Below are 13,906 nucleotides of genomic sequence, written 5' to 3'. Positions count from 1 at the left end.
TTTTAGCATGCAGTGGAACTTTATCCCAATTAAAATGAGTAGGATTCTCCGATCCGCGCATTCTAAGAGAAGGACGATTCAAAAAAGAAGGTTAGCCTATGATCTATGCATTCATATCATTTTTTTTCGTTCTTCTAATCTGCTTGTTATTTTCCAGAATTTATATCTCCATCACGTATACATACTCGGCGACGGAACAGTATCTCACGCTAAGGGTCACTTTCCTGAAAGTGCAGATGTATTCAAGGGAAATCCGCAAGGACAAGGAGGAGAAAGACTGGCTGAAGGCTGCCGATCAATTCATATCCGGTTCCTTTTCTGAAACGATGAAAGAGACGGTGAATACACTGAAAAACTCCACGCATTATCTGCTGGCCATCCTGAAAAGTACGAAGTTTCACCGGCTTGAGTGGGTGACACAAGGGGGGACCGGTGATGCAGCCAGTACAGGAATACTGGCAGGAAGTGCATGGTCTGTGAAAGGGGCATTGATTGGAATACTTGCGGATAACAGCAGCTTGGGATGCAGTCCAGGCATACAAGTCATTCCACTGTTCCAAAAGAAAGAGCTCACCAGTACAATCGATTGCATGGTTTCCATGAAAGCAGGAAAAACTATCATTGCACTTCTAAAAGCGAAACGGATGGTATCCGAAAATAATAAAAGAAAATCGCAAAAGGAGGAACAAAATGAGTGAGCATCCAATCCAAGGCTTGATGACGACAGCAATGGAGAATTTGAAAGATATGATTGAAGTCAATACGATCATCGGTGATCCGGTGGAATCTCCAGACGGTACCGTGATTGTCCCGGTCTCCAAAGTTGGCTTCGGATTTGCAGCAGGTGGCAGTGAATTCAATGGGGGCAGTGGCGGCGATCAAGACTCGGAGGCACAGCTTCCATTCGGAGGAGGAAGTGGCGGCGGTGTTTCGATTACACCTGTGGCCTTTTTGATTGTCAGCGAACAAGGGATAAAAATGGTTCACCTGGACCAGCATACCCATATTTATGAGAAAATGATCGATTATGCTCCACAAGTCGTGGAAAAAGTGGAACAAATCATGAAAGAATCTTCCAAAGGTAAAAAGAATGGAGATAAAAAAGAGAAAAAGTCGCAAAAGGGGCAGATGAACTACGATATATAAGATGTAGCTAGGACCGGCAAAAGCATGGTACAGATTTCTTATCATTGGACAAGGCATCGAATTTTATTCATAATAGTTAGTGTTGACAACAATAGAGGAGGAATGATTAAATGGCAAATGTTACATTCCAACAAGAACCTGTCACACTAATCGGTAATGAATTGAAAAAAGGCGACCAGGCACCTGATTTCACGGTTGTTTCCAACGACATGAAAGATGTGTCTTTGAGTGATTACAAAGGTAAAGTCAAATTGATCAGCGTTGTCCCTTCCCTTGATACCGGAGTTTGTGCAGAACAGACGAAAAAGTTCAATGAAGAGGCGGACAAAATTGACAATGTCCATGTGCTTACCATAAGTATGGACCTGCCATTTGCACAGACACGCTGGTGTGCAGCTAACGGAGTGAAGAACCTTGATACACTGTCCGATCACCGTGATGCCGACTTCGGTGAGAAGTATGGGAACCTGATCAAGGAACTGCGCTTATTGGCAAGGTCCATTTTTGTGGTAGATTCCAATGATAAGATTACGTATGCAGAATACGTGAGTGAAGTGACCAATCACCCTGATTATGATGCAGCCCTGGAGGCAGCAAGACAGGCTGAGTAATTTACATGAGCTTCTCTCTCCCGCTTCATCAGCGGGGGAGATTTTTACTGTGCAGAAAACCTCCCGGAGGCCATACATTAATTTTGTACAAATGGAGCGAAATTGGTACAATGAAATCGCTCAGGACGAGGAACGGAGGATTACGGTGGAAAAAACGAAAGTAGAAGAGTTATTTGAGTGGTTGGACCATACCACGGAAACCATACAGCAGCATCAAGAGGAACCATATCTGGACAGTCTGTCCTTCACTATGGAAATAATGTTTTTGGGAGAAGTCCCTGAAGACACGGATGATATTCTGACCCATAAACTGCAGCAGGCTTTGCAAGGATTGGACCTGGATCATTTCCAGACTGGAGAAATTAGAAAAGCGGTACAACTGGCCATCTTGAAAGGAATGAAGGACTCTACCCAGCAGCAACATTTGATAACCCCTGAGACGGTGGCGATGCTTGTCGGTTATTTCACAGAGAAATTGGCAAAATCGAAGGAACAGCTGACATTATTTGACCCTGCGGCCGGTACAGCAAACCTGCTGACCACGGTATTGAGCCGTCTGGAACAGGAGGCAGAAGCTTATGCGGGCGAAGTGGATCCGACGCTGATCAACTTGGCAGCACTGAATGCCAACCTGCAGAAGCAGAAGGTCGAATTCTTCCATCAGGACAGTCTACGGCCGTTTTTGCTGGACCCTGTCGACATGGTAGTCTCTGATCTTCCAGTTGGCTATTATCCGGATGATATACGAGCTAGTGAATATGAATTGAGAGCGGATGAAGGCCATTCTTATGCCCACCATCTTTTCATCGAACAAAGTCTGAATTATGTCAAGCCAGGTGGATACTTGATTTTTGTTGTCCCTGATTTTCTGTTCGACAGTGACCAATCGGATAAACTCCACAGCTTCCTTCAGGAGAACGCTCATATCGTCGGGGTCGTCCGCCTTCCTGAGAGCGCTTTTAAATCGGAAAAGCAGATCAAAAGCATTCTCTTGCTGCAGAAAAAGGGCAATGGAGCGGAAGCACCGAAGCAGCCGCTGCTTGCACAGGTACCTTCTTTCAAAAATGCCAATGCAATGGCAGATATTCTTGGAAAAATGAATCAGTGGTTTGCTCAATATACGGGAAGCAGCCAGAATCACTAATATAGGAGTTGAACATCTATGAGTAACGTATTAGCAATTAACGCTGGGAGTTCATCATTGAAATTCCAACTGATCCGCATGCCGGAAGAGGAAGTAGCAGCCAAAGGCCTTATAGAAAGAATCGGTTTGGATAACGCGGTCTTTACATTGGAAGTGAATGACAACAAAGAAAAGAACACAGGCGACATTCCTGATCATGAAGTTGCTGTCAAACAGCTGCTTGATGGCCTTGCATCGTCAGGCGTCATCAATTCTTTGGAAGAGATTGATGCTGTAGGGCACCGCATTGTTCATGGGGGGGAATACTTCAGTGATTCCGTGAAGATAAACGAGGATGTGATCGAGAAAATCGAGAAGGTTTCCGAGCTTGCTCCCTTGCACAACCCTGCAAATCTGACAGGAATCCGAGCGTTCCAGGAAATCTTGCCAAATGTGCCGATGGTAGCTGTTTTCGATACAGCGTTCCACCAGACCATGCCTGAATCGTCTTACCTATATAGCCTGCCGTATGAATTTTATAAAGAATACGGAATCCGGAAATATGGTTTCCATGGAACTTCCCATAAGTATGTATCCCAGCGTGCTTCTGAACTGATGGATGTACCGCTGGATAAACTGCGACTCATTTCGTGCCACTTAGGCAACGGCGCCAGTATTGCAGCCATCAAAAATGGTGAATCCATCGATACATCCATGGGTTTCACACCTCTCGCTGGGGTGACGATGGGAACGAGGTCAGGCAATATTGACCCAGCATTGATTCCTTACATCATGGACAAGACCGGAAAAACAGCAGAAGAAGTGGTGAATGTGCTGAACAAGGAGAGCGGAATGCTGGCATTATCCGGATTCTCCAGTGACTTGCGTGATATTGAACAGCAAGCCGATGAAAATGAACGTGCCGAACTTGCCTTGGATGTGTTTGCCGGTAGAATTCATAAATATATCGGCTCCTATGCGGCTAGAATGTCTGGAGTAGATGCCATTATCTTCACAGCCGGTGTTGGGGAAAACAGTGCCACCATCAGAGAGAAGGTATTGCATGGACTGGAATTCATGGGGATTTATTGGGATCCAGCATTAAACAATACCCGTGGAAAGGAAATGTTCGTCAATTACCCACATTCACCGGTCAAGGTTATTGTGATTCCAACCAATGAAGAGGTAATGATTGCAAGGGATACGATGAGACTATCCTAATGGATGATAGAAAAGGTTTTGCTGTGGAGCTGTCTGCAGCAGAGCCTTTTTTTTATTCATCGTACAACAAGAACATCACATGTTGCATACCTGGTAATGCTCTCCGATACACTCCCAATCAAGAAACGTTCCATCGCATTCATCCCAGTAGCTCCGCAAATGATCAGGTCGGAGTGGTAGTCCTTGGCAATATCTTTGGCAATTTTCACTTTCGGAGAGCCATACTCGATGGATTGCTTGATATCACTTACTCCTGCAGCCTGAGCCTTATCAGCATAGTCGGCAAGCAATTCCTTGGCATAGTTTTCAGAGCGTTCGGCCAGACTGCGGTCATATGCTTCTGCAGTTGCAAACGTACGGGAGTCAACGACATGTGCAAGAATCAACCTCGCATGATTCCTCTTGGCAATGTCCACGGATTTTTGGAAGGCTTTCTCCGATGCCTGTGACCCATCCAGGGCCACGACTATATTTTTATATTCCATGTTTTATCTCCCCCTTTCCTTCCATTATATACCCTGTATGGAAGCGCTACAATCAGAATTTGGAAACAGAATTCAAATCATGGTCAGAGATAATTGGACACACTAGTAATGGGAGGTGATTTTCTTGCCGAAAAAACGAAAAGAGCATGACCCGCATCATATCTTTGAGGATGATAAAGGGGTAGCGGCTGTGAAAAACCAGCTGAACGAAAGTTACCAAAGCGGAGTCATTGAAGAAATGCATAACAATAAAGCCATTCATCATTACAACAACCAAAAAAATTAAGCATGCAAAAAACCCGGCTATAGGAGCCGGGTACATAGATGGATGGTCACTCAATAATTTGGAGGTCTCTCGGATATTCTGTCAGGCATTCCGGTCCCTTGCCTGTCAGAAAGACCATATCCTCTATTCTTACACCACCTGACCCCGGTTTATAGATGCCTGGTTCAATGGTGTAGCACATCCCTTCCTTCAGTGGCAGGCGGTTATTTCCGTGCATGGATGGATATTCATGGGTCTCAATGCCCAAACCATGCCCGATCCGGTGGTTGAAGTACTTACCATAGCCTGCATTGTCAATATGGGCTCGTGCAATATGGTCCAGTTCTCCTGCCGGCAAACCTATTTCAGCTTTTTTCACCGCTTTTTCCTCTGCTTCACGTACTGTTTCATAAATCTGTCTTTGTTCATCTGAAATGGAACGGTATGCAACGGTACGGGTGATGTCAGAACAGTACCCTTCGAACACTACTCCTAAATCAAACATGACTAGATCCCCCGGCATGATTTTTTTGGATGAAGGTGTGCCATGAGGGGATGCTGTTTTTGAACCGGATAGTGCCATGGTGGAGAAGGACATCTGCCGTACCCCATGCCTTTTCAATTCGTATTCAATGTTTGCAATCAATTCAAGTTCCGTGATTCCCTCTTTTATCGAGCGGATACCTGTTTCTATTCCTATATCGGCAAGAGAAGCAGCTTCCTTCAGTAAGATGTACTCTTTTTTATTTTTGATGACACGCAACTCTGCGAGGATTCCTTTTGCATCAGAGAAATGAGTATCAGGCAGCACCTGCTTGATAGCTTCGAATCTCTCAAGAGAAAGGTGATCATATTCCAATCCGAGACTGGACGGTCTCTTCTCCTGTTTTTTTAGATAGGAAGCAAATAATTGCCAAGGGTCTTCATGATCCTGGTAAGCGATGATGTCGAATGACCATCCGGCCGCTTCTGCATCCGGCTTTTCCATGGCCGGGAGAATCATCACAGGGTCCAACCCTTTACTTACATACACTGCAATCACACGTTCATGTGGATCGGTGTAATAGTTGCTGAGATAATAAAAATTGGGAGTAGAGGTGACCAGCAGGCTATCCATTTGTTGATTTTCCATTTCCCGTACCAAACGTTCCAGTCGGTTTGTCATTGTTTTTCCCCCTTATGGATGGATGTCTTCCTGTCATTATAGCAGATGGACGTTTCTCCGATAAATTTGTATTTTCATGAAACTAATCCTAGGGAACATACGTAATAGAAGTAATCACTAAGTCAGAAGGAGGAACTGACATGTTTAAATTTTTCAGACGGCTGAAAACCGTCGTGGGTTCGGAACTGAATTCCATGCTTGATAAAGCGGAAAATCCTGTAAAGATGCTTGATCAGTTCATGCGTGATATGGAGTCGGATATCGAAGAAGCAGAAGGCGCTGTTGCCAAGCAGATGGCCAATGAAAAAATGGTGAAGCGCAAGGCCAATGATGCCCAGGCCATGGTTGAAAAGAGACAAACTCAAGCCCAGAAGGCGGTGGATGCTGGAGAGGATGATCTAGCTCGCCGTGCATTGGAAGAAAAGCTGGAAAGTGAAAAACAGGCGGCTGCACTTTCTGAATCCTGGGAAAGAGCGAAAGAAGATGTCGACTCACTGAAGGTGAAGTTGGATGAGATGAAGAAGGAATATAGGGAAATGAAGCTGAAACGTGATTCCCTGAAGGCAAGAGCAGAGACGGCCCGTACCAGAGCGAAAATGAACAGAAGTCTCTCATCCATAGGAAGTGACGAAGCGAAACAAGGCTTCGAACGGATGGAAGAAAAAGTGCTTGAATATGAAGCGGAGGCAGAAACCACAGAGGATATGACGGAGAATGCCCGGACGATTGATGAGCAGCTGGCTGCACTAGAGCCGAACCCTGTAGAACAGGAACTTGCAGCATTGAAGAAAAAAACTTCTGGAGATAATTAGGGGGCCAGACAAAAAAACTGTGTAAAAAATTGCATAAAGGGAAAAGGATTCTGTAGAATTTTGTCGAATTACTAGAGATGGAATACTATAGACAAAGGAGAGATAGTTGTGAAAGTATCTTATCACGGCCATAGTGTAGTAAAAGTGGAAACGGACGCACACAAAATTCTGATAGACCCTTTCATCTCGGGTAATGATGCATGTGACCTGGATGCTTCACAGGTGGAAGTGGATGTCATCCTGCTTACTCATGGGCATAACGACCATGTCGGTGACACCATCGATATTGCCAAGCGGAATGACGCATTGGTTGTCGCTCCGAATGAGCTGGCAAATTACCTGGAAACCAAAGGATTGAATACCCATCCAATGCATATCGGCGGAAAGCATGCATTCGATTTCGGCACCGTGAAGTTCACCCAGGCCTTTCATGGATCCGCCTACACGGAAGATGATGGCACAACCATCTATACCGGCATGCCTGCAGGTATCCTGCTGACTGTTGATGGGCATACCATCTACCATGTCGGTGATACCGGCTTGTTCTCCGATCTGCGCCTGATCGGTGAGATGAATGACATCGATGTAGCCTTTGTGCCAATCGGTGATAACTTCACGATGGGACCAGAGGATGCAGTGATTGCAGCAGACTGGATTGATGCGAAAATAGTCGTGCCTGTCCATTACAATACCTTCCCGGTCATTGAACAGGACCCAGAGGACTTTGCACAGAAAGTCAGAACAGGCCAAGGAAAAGTGATGAAAATCGGCGAAGAACTGGAATTATAAAAAGCGTACGGACGTGGAACAGTCTGCTTTATGATCAGAGATAAAAAACAGCCGTATCAATCCTCTTATGGGTTGATACGGCTGTTTTTAAATGCCCTATCTGTCAAATCAAGGCTCATTGCTTTCGTTGCATCCCTCGATTTGTTGGATATCTTCGACCATGCAAATTTTCCCATCGACGTTCAGCGCTGCATTAGGCTTGAAATTGAGGTCGCTGTCCTGTAGATAAAGATCACCGTCTACATCAATCGTACTCTGATTATTTATATCCAATTCTCCAATAATATAAAGATCTCCCTCGATAGTGAAATCATTATGGTTGTGGAGGACTACACCGTTCTGGAAAAAAGCATCCTTTTCAAAAATGAATTCTCCATCACATTTGTTTTTGGCGGACTCCCCGTTATCGTCGACCCTTACTTGTTCAGGGAATATCACACTCTCTGTAAATATACAGTCGTAAATATCAGCCTCTACCGGTTCCTCAGAGGGTTCTTCTACAGGCAGCCATAATGTTTGTTCGGTCTGTTTGTTCCATACCGTTTCAAGGGTGAAGGTTTTCCCCTCTCTTTCACCGATGAGGCGAACTGTTGCCGGGCTATTTGTGTCAACCTCCATGCAACCATCGGTGATTTCTCCTTCGTCACCATATATAAGTGTCATTCCTTCTTCGAACAGGCACATTTGATCGGAATCCTCATCATATTGATGCTCCAGCTCCTCGATGACGATGTTCATTTCCTGTTTCAAGGAAATATCTCCCGCTGTCGTTTGGGTATTTGTCGACATCTGGCTGAACAATGCGGAAGATAATACACCGCCTATCGCTAGAAGAGCAAGAGCCGCAAGCAGCTCGACCAATGTTACCCCTCTGTCATTTGTAAATAGTCTATATTTCATATACGACACTTCCCAATAAATGGTATAATTAGGCAAAAAGTAACAAATTAAGGTGTGGGTCTATTGTATACCAGATTATCAAAATTGGGAAATGCTGGTTTCACTTTGATAGAGATCATTGCAGCGGTGTCCCTTCTGGCAATGGTGGTTGCTGCATTACTACCTATTTTTCCACAGATCATGAGCTGGTCCAGCCAAACAGGGGATGAGCTCATCTCCGGGAACCTGTTGGACAAGGCAGCGCATGATTTGAAGCATTGGGACGAATCAGGCGTGGAGTTGGAACTGGCGGGACTTGAAGCCATATGCCCGGAAGAGCAGGAGTTTCATTCCTTGAAAGAATATGAACTGAACGGGAAAACATTTGTGCTGGATGCCGGCATTTGTGAAGAGGTGGTCACTGCAGAAGGTGCAGAGGCTTCTATGAATCCGAGTGGGTCGCTATACCGGGTGAATATTCGCATTCTGTCGGAAGGTGAAACAACCAGTGAGTCCTATACTTATATACGGGGGAACGAAGGATGAAGTGGTTGAGGAATGACCGAGGTGCTGCACTAGTGATGGTCATGCTGATCATTACTTTGTTTCTTGTATTCATTATGACGATGCTCACACAAGTGACCAATACGGCAAGACAAGTAGCGACGACGGAGGAGCAGGCAGATGCGAGGTTGGTTGCAGAGATGGGCGTCGATTATGTGGAGTTCATTCTGGCACAAGGGAGAATGGACGCTGAGACGTTGGAAGAGTTGTTGAATGAGATAGACATGGAACTGGATAAAGACAGGGAATTCCGGATCGAGGTGACACGGAGTCAATCCGGGTCTCTCGATTACAAGAGTGTCGGCAGATCAGGAAATCAAGATGTTGAGATTGAGAACACCATAACTATAAGGACGGAGAGTGGGAAAAAGGATGTTGAAACGTAAACGTCTCGGGGATTTGCTTCAGGAGGCCGGTGCAGTCACGGAAGCGCAGATTTTGAAGGCATTGGATAGCAAAAGAGAGGACCAGAAGCTAGGTGATGCACTGCTGGAGCTAGGGTATATAACGGAGCGCCAGCTGATGGAAGTGCTTGAAATCCAGTTGGGTATCCCTCATGTCTCCCTATACCGCTATCCCATCGATGAGCAGGTGCTCGGCTATGTTTCCAGAGAAATGGCCCAGCAGAACCATATCATCCCCCTCAAAATAAAGAATAATGAATTAATTGTGGCGATGAAAGACCCGATGGACTATTTTGTGATCGATGATCTTGAATTGTCTACAGGACTTATGGTCTCGCCTGTTATTGCCGCCAAGGATGATATTCTGTATGCCATAAACAAACATTACTTCAAAAATGACCCCCAGGTCACAGAAGAACAGCAGGGACAGGATGATGCCCCGGCTATCCGGATGCTGGATCAATTGCTGAATACAGGAGTCCAGCTGAAGGCCAGCGATATCCACCTCGACCCGCAGGAAACCCAGGTCAATGTGCGTTACCGGATTGATGGCCGGCTGCAGATGGAAAAAATCATCCCAAAGCAGCTGCAGAACTCGTTGGTTGCCCGGATCAAGATCCTGGCAGACCTGAACATTACCCAATCCCGGTTGCCCCAGGATGGCCGAATCAAAACGACCGTCGGGGTAACACCGGTTGACCTGCGTATCTCTTGTCTTCCGACAATACATGGAGAAAAAGTGGTGATCCGGATCTTAGACTTGAGCAATGCCCTGATGGATTTATCGGAACTGGATTTATCACCGGATAACTTCAGCCGCTATGAACAGTTGATTTCGCGGCCATCCGGCCTTGTCCTGTTAACAGGGCCTACAGGTTCTGGTAAAACATCTACCCTGTATGCTTCTCTGAACCGCTTGAATCAAGAAGAAGTGAACATCGTGACGATCGAAGACCCGGTGGAATACCAACTGGAAGGGATCAACCAGGTTCAGGTCAACAGCCAGATTGGAATGACGTTTGCCAACGGCCTCCGTTCCATTTTGCGGCAGGACCCGAATATTTTGATGGTAGGGGAGATCAGGGACCAGGAGACTGCGGAAATCGCCATCCGTGCGTCGTTGACCGGACACCTTGTTTTCAGTACCCTGCATACCAACAGTGCAGTGGATACCATTCCGCGGTTGATCGATATGGGGATCGAGCCGTACCTGGTGGTATCTTCCTTGTCCGGGGCAGTGGCCCAGCGACTGGTGAGGAAGGTCTGCCGTGACTGCCGGACAGAAAGGGAACCGACAGAAATGGAAAGGGATATCTTCCACCGCAACCAGATGGATATCGACTATGTCTTTGAGGGGGCGGGATGCAGTGCCTGCCATCAATTGGGGTATAGAGGCAGGTTAGCCGTGCATGAAGTCCTGCAATTGGATGATAAAATGAAAGACATGTTGTTGAACCACGCGTCTGTCAGTGATATACGACAATATGCCAATGAACAGGGGATGGCTTTCCTGATTCAGGACGGTTTGCAGAAGGTGAAAGAAGGACAGACGACAGTGGATGAGATTATGCAAGTCTCCATCAGCATGTAAGGGGGAAAAGCACATGATACAACAATTTGCCCAGCTTCTGACAGATGCTGTCGAGAAGCAGGCATCTGATATACACATGACCGTCGGCAGAGCACCGGTATTCCGTATCCATGGAAGGCTGAGGGAACAGGAAGAACAAGCGATGGACCCAGCATTCATCAGACAGATGGTGGAAGACGTTCTCGCGGAAGAACAATTGGAAAAACTGAAGGAACAGAGGGAGCTGGACTTCTCTTATGATATCCCGGGCGTTTCCCGCTTCCGGATCAATGTCTATCATCAGCGGGGGAATTTGGCCCTGGCTGTCAGAGTTATTCCGGCTTCCATCCCTTCCTTGGAAGAGCTTCGGCTGCCGGCTGTTTTGAAGGATGTCATCCAAGATACACAAGGGCTCATCTTGGTGACAGGTCCAACTGGAAGCGGAAAGAGTACGACACTAGCCTCCCTTGTCGACTATATGAATCGCACCCAGGAGAAACATATCATCACACTGGAGGACCCCATTGAATATATGCACGGCCACCAACGGTCGGTCATCGACCAGCGGGAAATCGGGTCAGACACCATGTCCTTTGCTGGCGGTTTGAGGGCAAGTCTGAGGCAGGACCCGGATGTCATCCTGGTGGGTGAAATGCGTGACCTGGAGACGATTTCTACTGCCATTACCGCAGCAGAGACCGGCCACCTCGTTTTAGGCACACTGCATACGACTGATGCGGTATCCACCATTGAAAGGGTGATCGATGTCTTCCCGCCGAGCCAACAGGCTCAAATACGCATTCAGCTCTCTACAGTTCTCAAAGCAGTGGTTTCCCAGCGGCTGCTCCTGAATCAAGTCGGGTCCGGCAGAAGAGCTGCAACGGAGATATTGATCAATACCTCGGCAGTGAAGAACCTGATCCGCAATGAAAAAATGCATCAGATGCAGAATGTCCTCCAAACGTCGAGAGGACAGGGCATGCACACGCTGGAAATGGATGTACAAAAACTCCTCCAGCAAAAAGAGGTCGGCTATGATTCCGCTGTTCCATACCTCCGGGAAGGAGCGCGCGGAAGATGAATTATCAGTATACCGGCAAGCGATCCGCCGGCCGGACAGAAAATGGGAAAATAGAGGCGGAAACAAAAAGGGAAGCCCTCCAGAAGCTGGAGAACAGGGGCTTGATCGTCACGGAACTGAAGGAAACGAAACCATGGAATAAGGACATCGTGCTGAATAAGCAGGTGAAAAACAAAGAATTCATCATTTTCCTCCGTCAGTATGCAACATTGATCCATGCAGGTATTCCGATTTCCGATGCGACCAAAACGATGATGCAGCAGACAGGGAACTATCTGCTCCGCACCTCTTTGGATGATATTGATAAACAATTGGACAAGGGGGAAGCACTGTCCGATGCAGCTTCCGGCCATCCGAAAGTGTTTCCGCCCCTTTTGGTGAACATGATCCGGGCAGGGGAGGCGAGCGGAAGGCTGGATGAGATCCTTAATGACATGGCGGATTATTATGAGAAGACCTATCGTAACAAACAGCGGATCATTTCTGCCCTGTTATATCCGACTGTCGTCGGGGTCATCACCATCTTCATGAGCATCTTCCTGCTTGTGTTCATCGTTCCTCAGTTTGTCAGTATGTTCCGCTCCATGGGAGAGGAACTTCCAGCGTATACCCAATTCATTCTCGAGCTGAGCGGCTGGATGGGGAGTTGGTGGTGGGTGCTGCTCCTTTTTGCAGCTTCCGTCTTTTTGGCAATCCGTTACATGAAGCAGTTTGAACGGTTCGTCTATCAGTTCGATAGACTGGCCATGAAATTCCCGTTACTGGGAGCACTTGTCCATAAAGGTGCCCTCGCGAGAATGACACAGACACTGAGCACCCTTGTCAGCAGTTCTGTTCCTATTCTCCAATCATTAGAAATCACCAAAAATGTCGTCGGCAACAAGGTGCTTCAACAGGCATTGGAGGAAGCAGAGGAATCGCTGATCCAAGGAGAGTCCTTGGCGGAGCCGATGAAAGGGAACTGGGCATTTCCACCCTTGATCGTACAGATGATCCAAGTTGGTGAAAAGACCGGGACATTGGACCAAATGCTGGCCAGGACGGCATCCTTCTATGAAGAGGAAGTCGAGCAGCTGTCAAGCCGCATCAAGACCATGATCGAACCCTTGATGATCATCATTTTGACAGTCATGGTCGGCAGTATCATAGCAGCGGTAGTCATCCCGATGTTCGGCATGTTCGATAACATGCAGTAAATGTAAAAAAATAGTAAAATACATGTGGATAACTGTCGTGGGTTGGTATATAATGGTAATAGGCACAAAGCATTACATATCTATCAAACTATCAGGCATTAAGTCTTGGGTAGAGTAGTGCTGTTGACCTGAAAATTACCACAGAGGAGGAAAAAATATGTGGAAGTATATAAAGAAAAACTGGAAAAAAGAAAAGGGGTTCACCCTGGTAGAGCTTCTTGCAGTTATTGTGATTTTGGGGATTATTGTGGCGATTGCGGTGCCTGCAGTAGGGAGTATAATCGATAGTTCAGAAAAAGATGCACATGAGGCGAACGTTGAATTATTTATTAATGCTGCTAAAATGGCAGACATGGACGAAGAGTATGATATTGAAAGTGGTATATCGTTGGGAGATCTATTAGATGGCGGCTATTTAGAAGAAATTCCAACGAATCCCACTGATGGTATTGAATATAGTGGAAGTGTTACAAAGTCAGATGATGGCTACACTTATAACTCTGGTTCTGCTCAAGCAACAAATCCAGATGATAATAACGGCTAATACAACCCACGCCTTGCAAACTGCAAGGCGTTTCCACTTACATAGCATGAA

The 13,906-nt window shown here is 46.4% G+C and carries 17 protein-coding genes; 14 read left to right on the top strand and 3 right to left on the bottom strand.

The window, feature by feature from the left end:
• Positions 1 to 98: 98 nt before the first annotated feature.
• The 5 genes from ACFOGI_RS07675 to ACFOGI_RS07655 all read left to right on the top strand — a co-directional run bounded on the left by ACFOGI_RS07675 (position 99) and on the right by ACFOGI_RS07655 (position 4,101).
• The gene (locus tag ACFOGI_RS07675) at positions 99 to 698 is read left to right on the top strand and encodes a DUF2953 domain-containing protein (RefSeq protein WP_390270920.1); all 600 of its coding nucleotides are present in this window, start codon (positions 99 to 101) and stop codon (positions 696 to 698) included.
• A complete protein-coding gene (gene ytfJ, locus ACFOGI_RS07670) occupies positions 691 to 1,146 on the top strand; it encodes a GerW family sporulation protein (RefSeq protein ID WP_390270917.1) in 456 nt (151 codons plus the stop codon). The genes ACFOGI_RS07675 and ytfJ overlap by 8 nt, the downstream gene beginning before the upstream one ends.
• A gap of 110 nt (positions 1,147 to 1,256) precedes the next feature.
• Positions 1,257 to 1,757, top strand: a complete 501-nt coding sequence (gene tpx / locus ACFOGI_RS07665; RefSeq protein WP_390270915.1) for a thiol peroxidase — start codon at positions 1,257 to 1,259, stop codon at positions 1,755 to 1,757.
• Positions 1,758 to 1,902: 145 nt separating this feature from the next.
• A complete protein-coding gene (locus ACFOGI_RS07660) occupies positions 1,903 to 2,901 on the top strand; it encodes a class I SAM-dependent methyltransferase (RefSeq protein WP_390270912.1) in 999 nt (332 codons plus the stop codon).
• A gap of 18 nt (positions 2,902 to 2,919) precedes the next feature.
• Complete coding sequence (locus ACFOGI_RS07655; protein ID WP_390270909.1) at positions 2,920 to 4,101, top strand: acetate kinase; 1,182 nt, start codon at positions 2,920 to 2,922, stop codon at positions 4,099 to 4,101.
• Positions 4,102 to 4,157: 56 nt separating this feature from the next.
• Here ACFOGI_RS07655 and ACFOGI_RS07650 read toward each other — a convergent pair whose 3' ends face one another.
• Positions 4,158 to 4,586, bottom strand: a complete 429-nt coding sequence (locus ACFOGI_RS07650; protein ID WP_390270906.1) for a universal stress protein — start codon at positions 4,584 to 4,586, stop codon at positions 4,158 to 4,160.
• Between the two features lie 124 nt (positions 4,587 to 4,710).
• Here ACFOGI_RS07650 and ACFOGI_RS07645 point away from each other — a divergent pair, with 124 nt between their 5' ends.
• Positions 4,711 to 4,872: a hypothetical protein gene (locus ACFOGI_RS07645; RefSeq protein WP_390270903.1), complete on the top strand. Its 162-nt coding sequence runs from the start codon at positions 4,711 to 4,713 to the stop codon at positions 4,870 to 4,872.
• Between the two features lie 46 nt (positions 4,873 to 4,918).
• On the opposite strand, the gene ACFOGI_RS07640 is transcribed toward ACFOGI_RS07645, so the two are convergent.
• On the bottom strand, positions 4,919 to 6,016 hold the full coding sequence (locus ACFOGI_RS07640; RefSeq protein ID WP_390270900.1) for a M24 family metallopeptidase: 1,098 nt from the start codon (positions 6,014 to 6,016) through the stop codon (positions 4,919 to 4,921).
• A gap of 140 nt (positions 6,017 to 6,156) precedes the next feature.
• Between ACFOGI_RS07640 and ACFOGI_RS07635 the strand changes: the two genes are divergently transcribed.
• On the top strand, positions 6,157 to 6,828 hold the full coding sequence (locus ACFOGI_RS07635; protein ID WP_390270896.1) for a PspA/IM30 family protein: 672 nt from the start codon (positions 6,157 to 6,159) through the stop codon (positions 6,826 to 6,828).
• A gap of 108 nt (positions 6,829 to 6,936) precedes the next feature.
• Complete coding sequence (locus ACFOGI_RS07630) at positions 6,937 to 7,617, top strand: metal-dependent hydrolase (protein WP_390270893.1); 681 nt, start codon at positions 6,937 to 6,939, stop codon at positions 7,615 to 7,617.
• A gap of 108 nt (positions 7,618 to 7,725) precedes the next feature.
• Here ACFOGI_RS07630 and ACFOGI_RS07625 read toward each other — a convergent pair whose 3' ends face one another.
• Positions 7,726 to 8,517: a prepilin-type N-terminal cleavage/methylation domain-containing protein gene (locus ACFOGI_RS07625; protein WP_390270890.1), complete on the bottom strand. Its 792-nt coding sequence runs from the start codon at positions 8,515 to 8,517 to the stop codon at positions 7,726 to 7,728.
• 63 nt (positions 8,518 to 8,580) lie between these two features.
• On the opposite strand from ACFOGI_RS07625, the gene ACFOGI_RS07620 reads away from it, so the two are divergent.
• The 6 genes from ACFOGI_RS07620 (at position 8,581) to ACFOGI_RS07595 (ending at position 13,855) form a co-directional block, all read left to right on the top strand.
• Positions 8,581 to 9,042 (top strand): type II secretion system protein, encoded by a 462-nt coding sequence (locus ACFOGI_RS07620; RefSeq protein ID WP_390270887.1) that lies wholly within the window; start codon positions 8,581 to 8,583, stop codon positions 9,040 to 9,042.
• Positions 9,039 to 9,446 (top strand): hypothetical protein, encoded by a 408-nt coding sequence (locus ACFOGI_RS07615; protein ID WP_390270884.1) that lies wholly within the window; start codon positions 9,039 to 9,041, stop codon positions 9,444 to 9,446. Before ACFOGI_RS07620 ends, ACFOGI_RS07615 begins: the two co-directional genes overlap by 4 nt.
• Positions 9,433 to 11,055, top strand: a complete 1,623-nt coding sequence (locus tag ACFOGI_RS07610) for a GspE/PulE family protein (RefSeq protein ID WP_390270881.1) — start codon at positions 9,433 to 9,435, stop codon at positions 11,053 to 11,055. Before ACFOGI_RS07615 ends, ACFOGI_RS07610 begins: the two co-directional genes overlap by 14 nt.
• 13 nt (positions 11,056 to 11,068) lie before the next feature.
• On the top strand, positions 11,069 to 12,115 hold the full coding sequence (locus ACFOGI_RS07605) for a type IV pilus twitching motility protein PilT (RefSeq protein WP_390270878.1): 1,047 nt from the start codon (positions 11,069 to 11,071) through the stop codon (positions 12,113 to 12,115).
• Positions 12,112 to 13,311 (top strand): type II secretion system F family protein, encoded by a 1,200-nt coding sequence (locus tag ACFOGI_RS07600; protein ID WP_390270875.1) that lies wholly within the window; start codon positions 12,112 to 12,114, stop codon positions 13,309 to 13,311. Before ACFOGI_RS07605 ends, ACFOGI_RS07600 begins: the two co-directional genes overlap by 4 nt.
• Before the next feature lie 157 nt (positions 13,312 to 13,468).
• Positions 13,469 to 13,855, top strand: coding sequence for a competence type IV pilus major pilin ComGC (locus tag ACFOGI_RS07595; RefSeq protein ID WP_390270872.1), 387 nt, complete (start codon positions 13,469 to 13,471; stop codon positions 13,853 to 13,855).
• The last annotated feature ends 51 nt before the right edge of the window (positions 13,856 to 13,906 follow it).

This window comes from Virgibacillus xinjiangensis (assembly GCF_042643145.1).
In the GTDB taxonomy this organism is placed as follows: Bacteria; Bacillota; Bacilli; order Bacillales; family Amphibacillaceae; genus Virgibacillus_O; species Virgibacillus_O xinjiangensis.
Note: the sequence above shows the minus strand (reverse complement) of the source record. Positions and strands in the feature narration are given on the sequence as shown.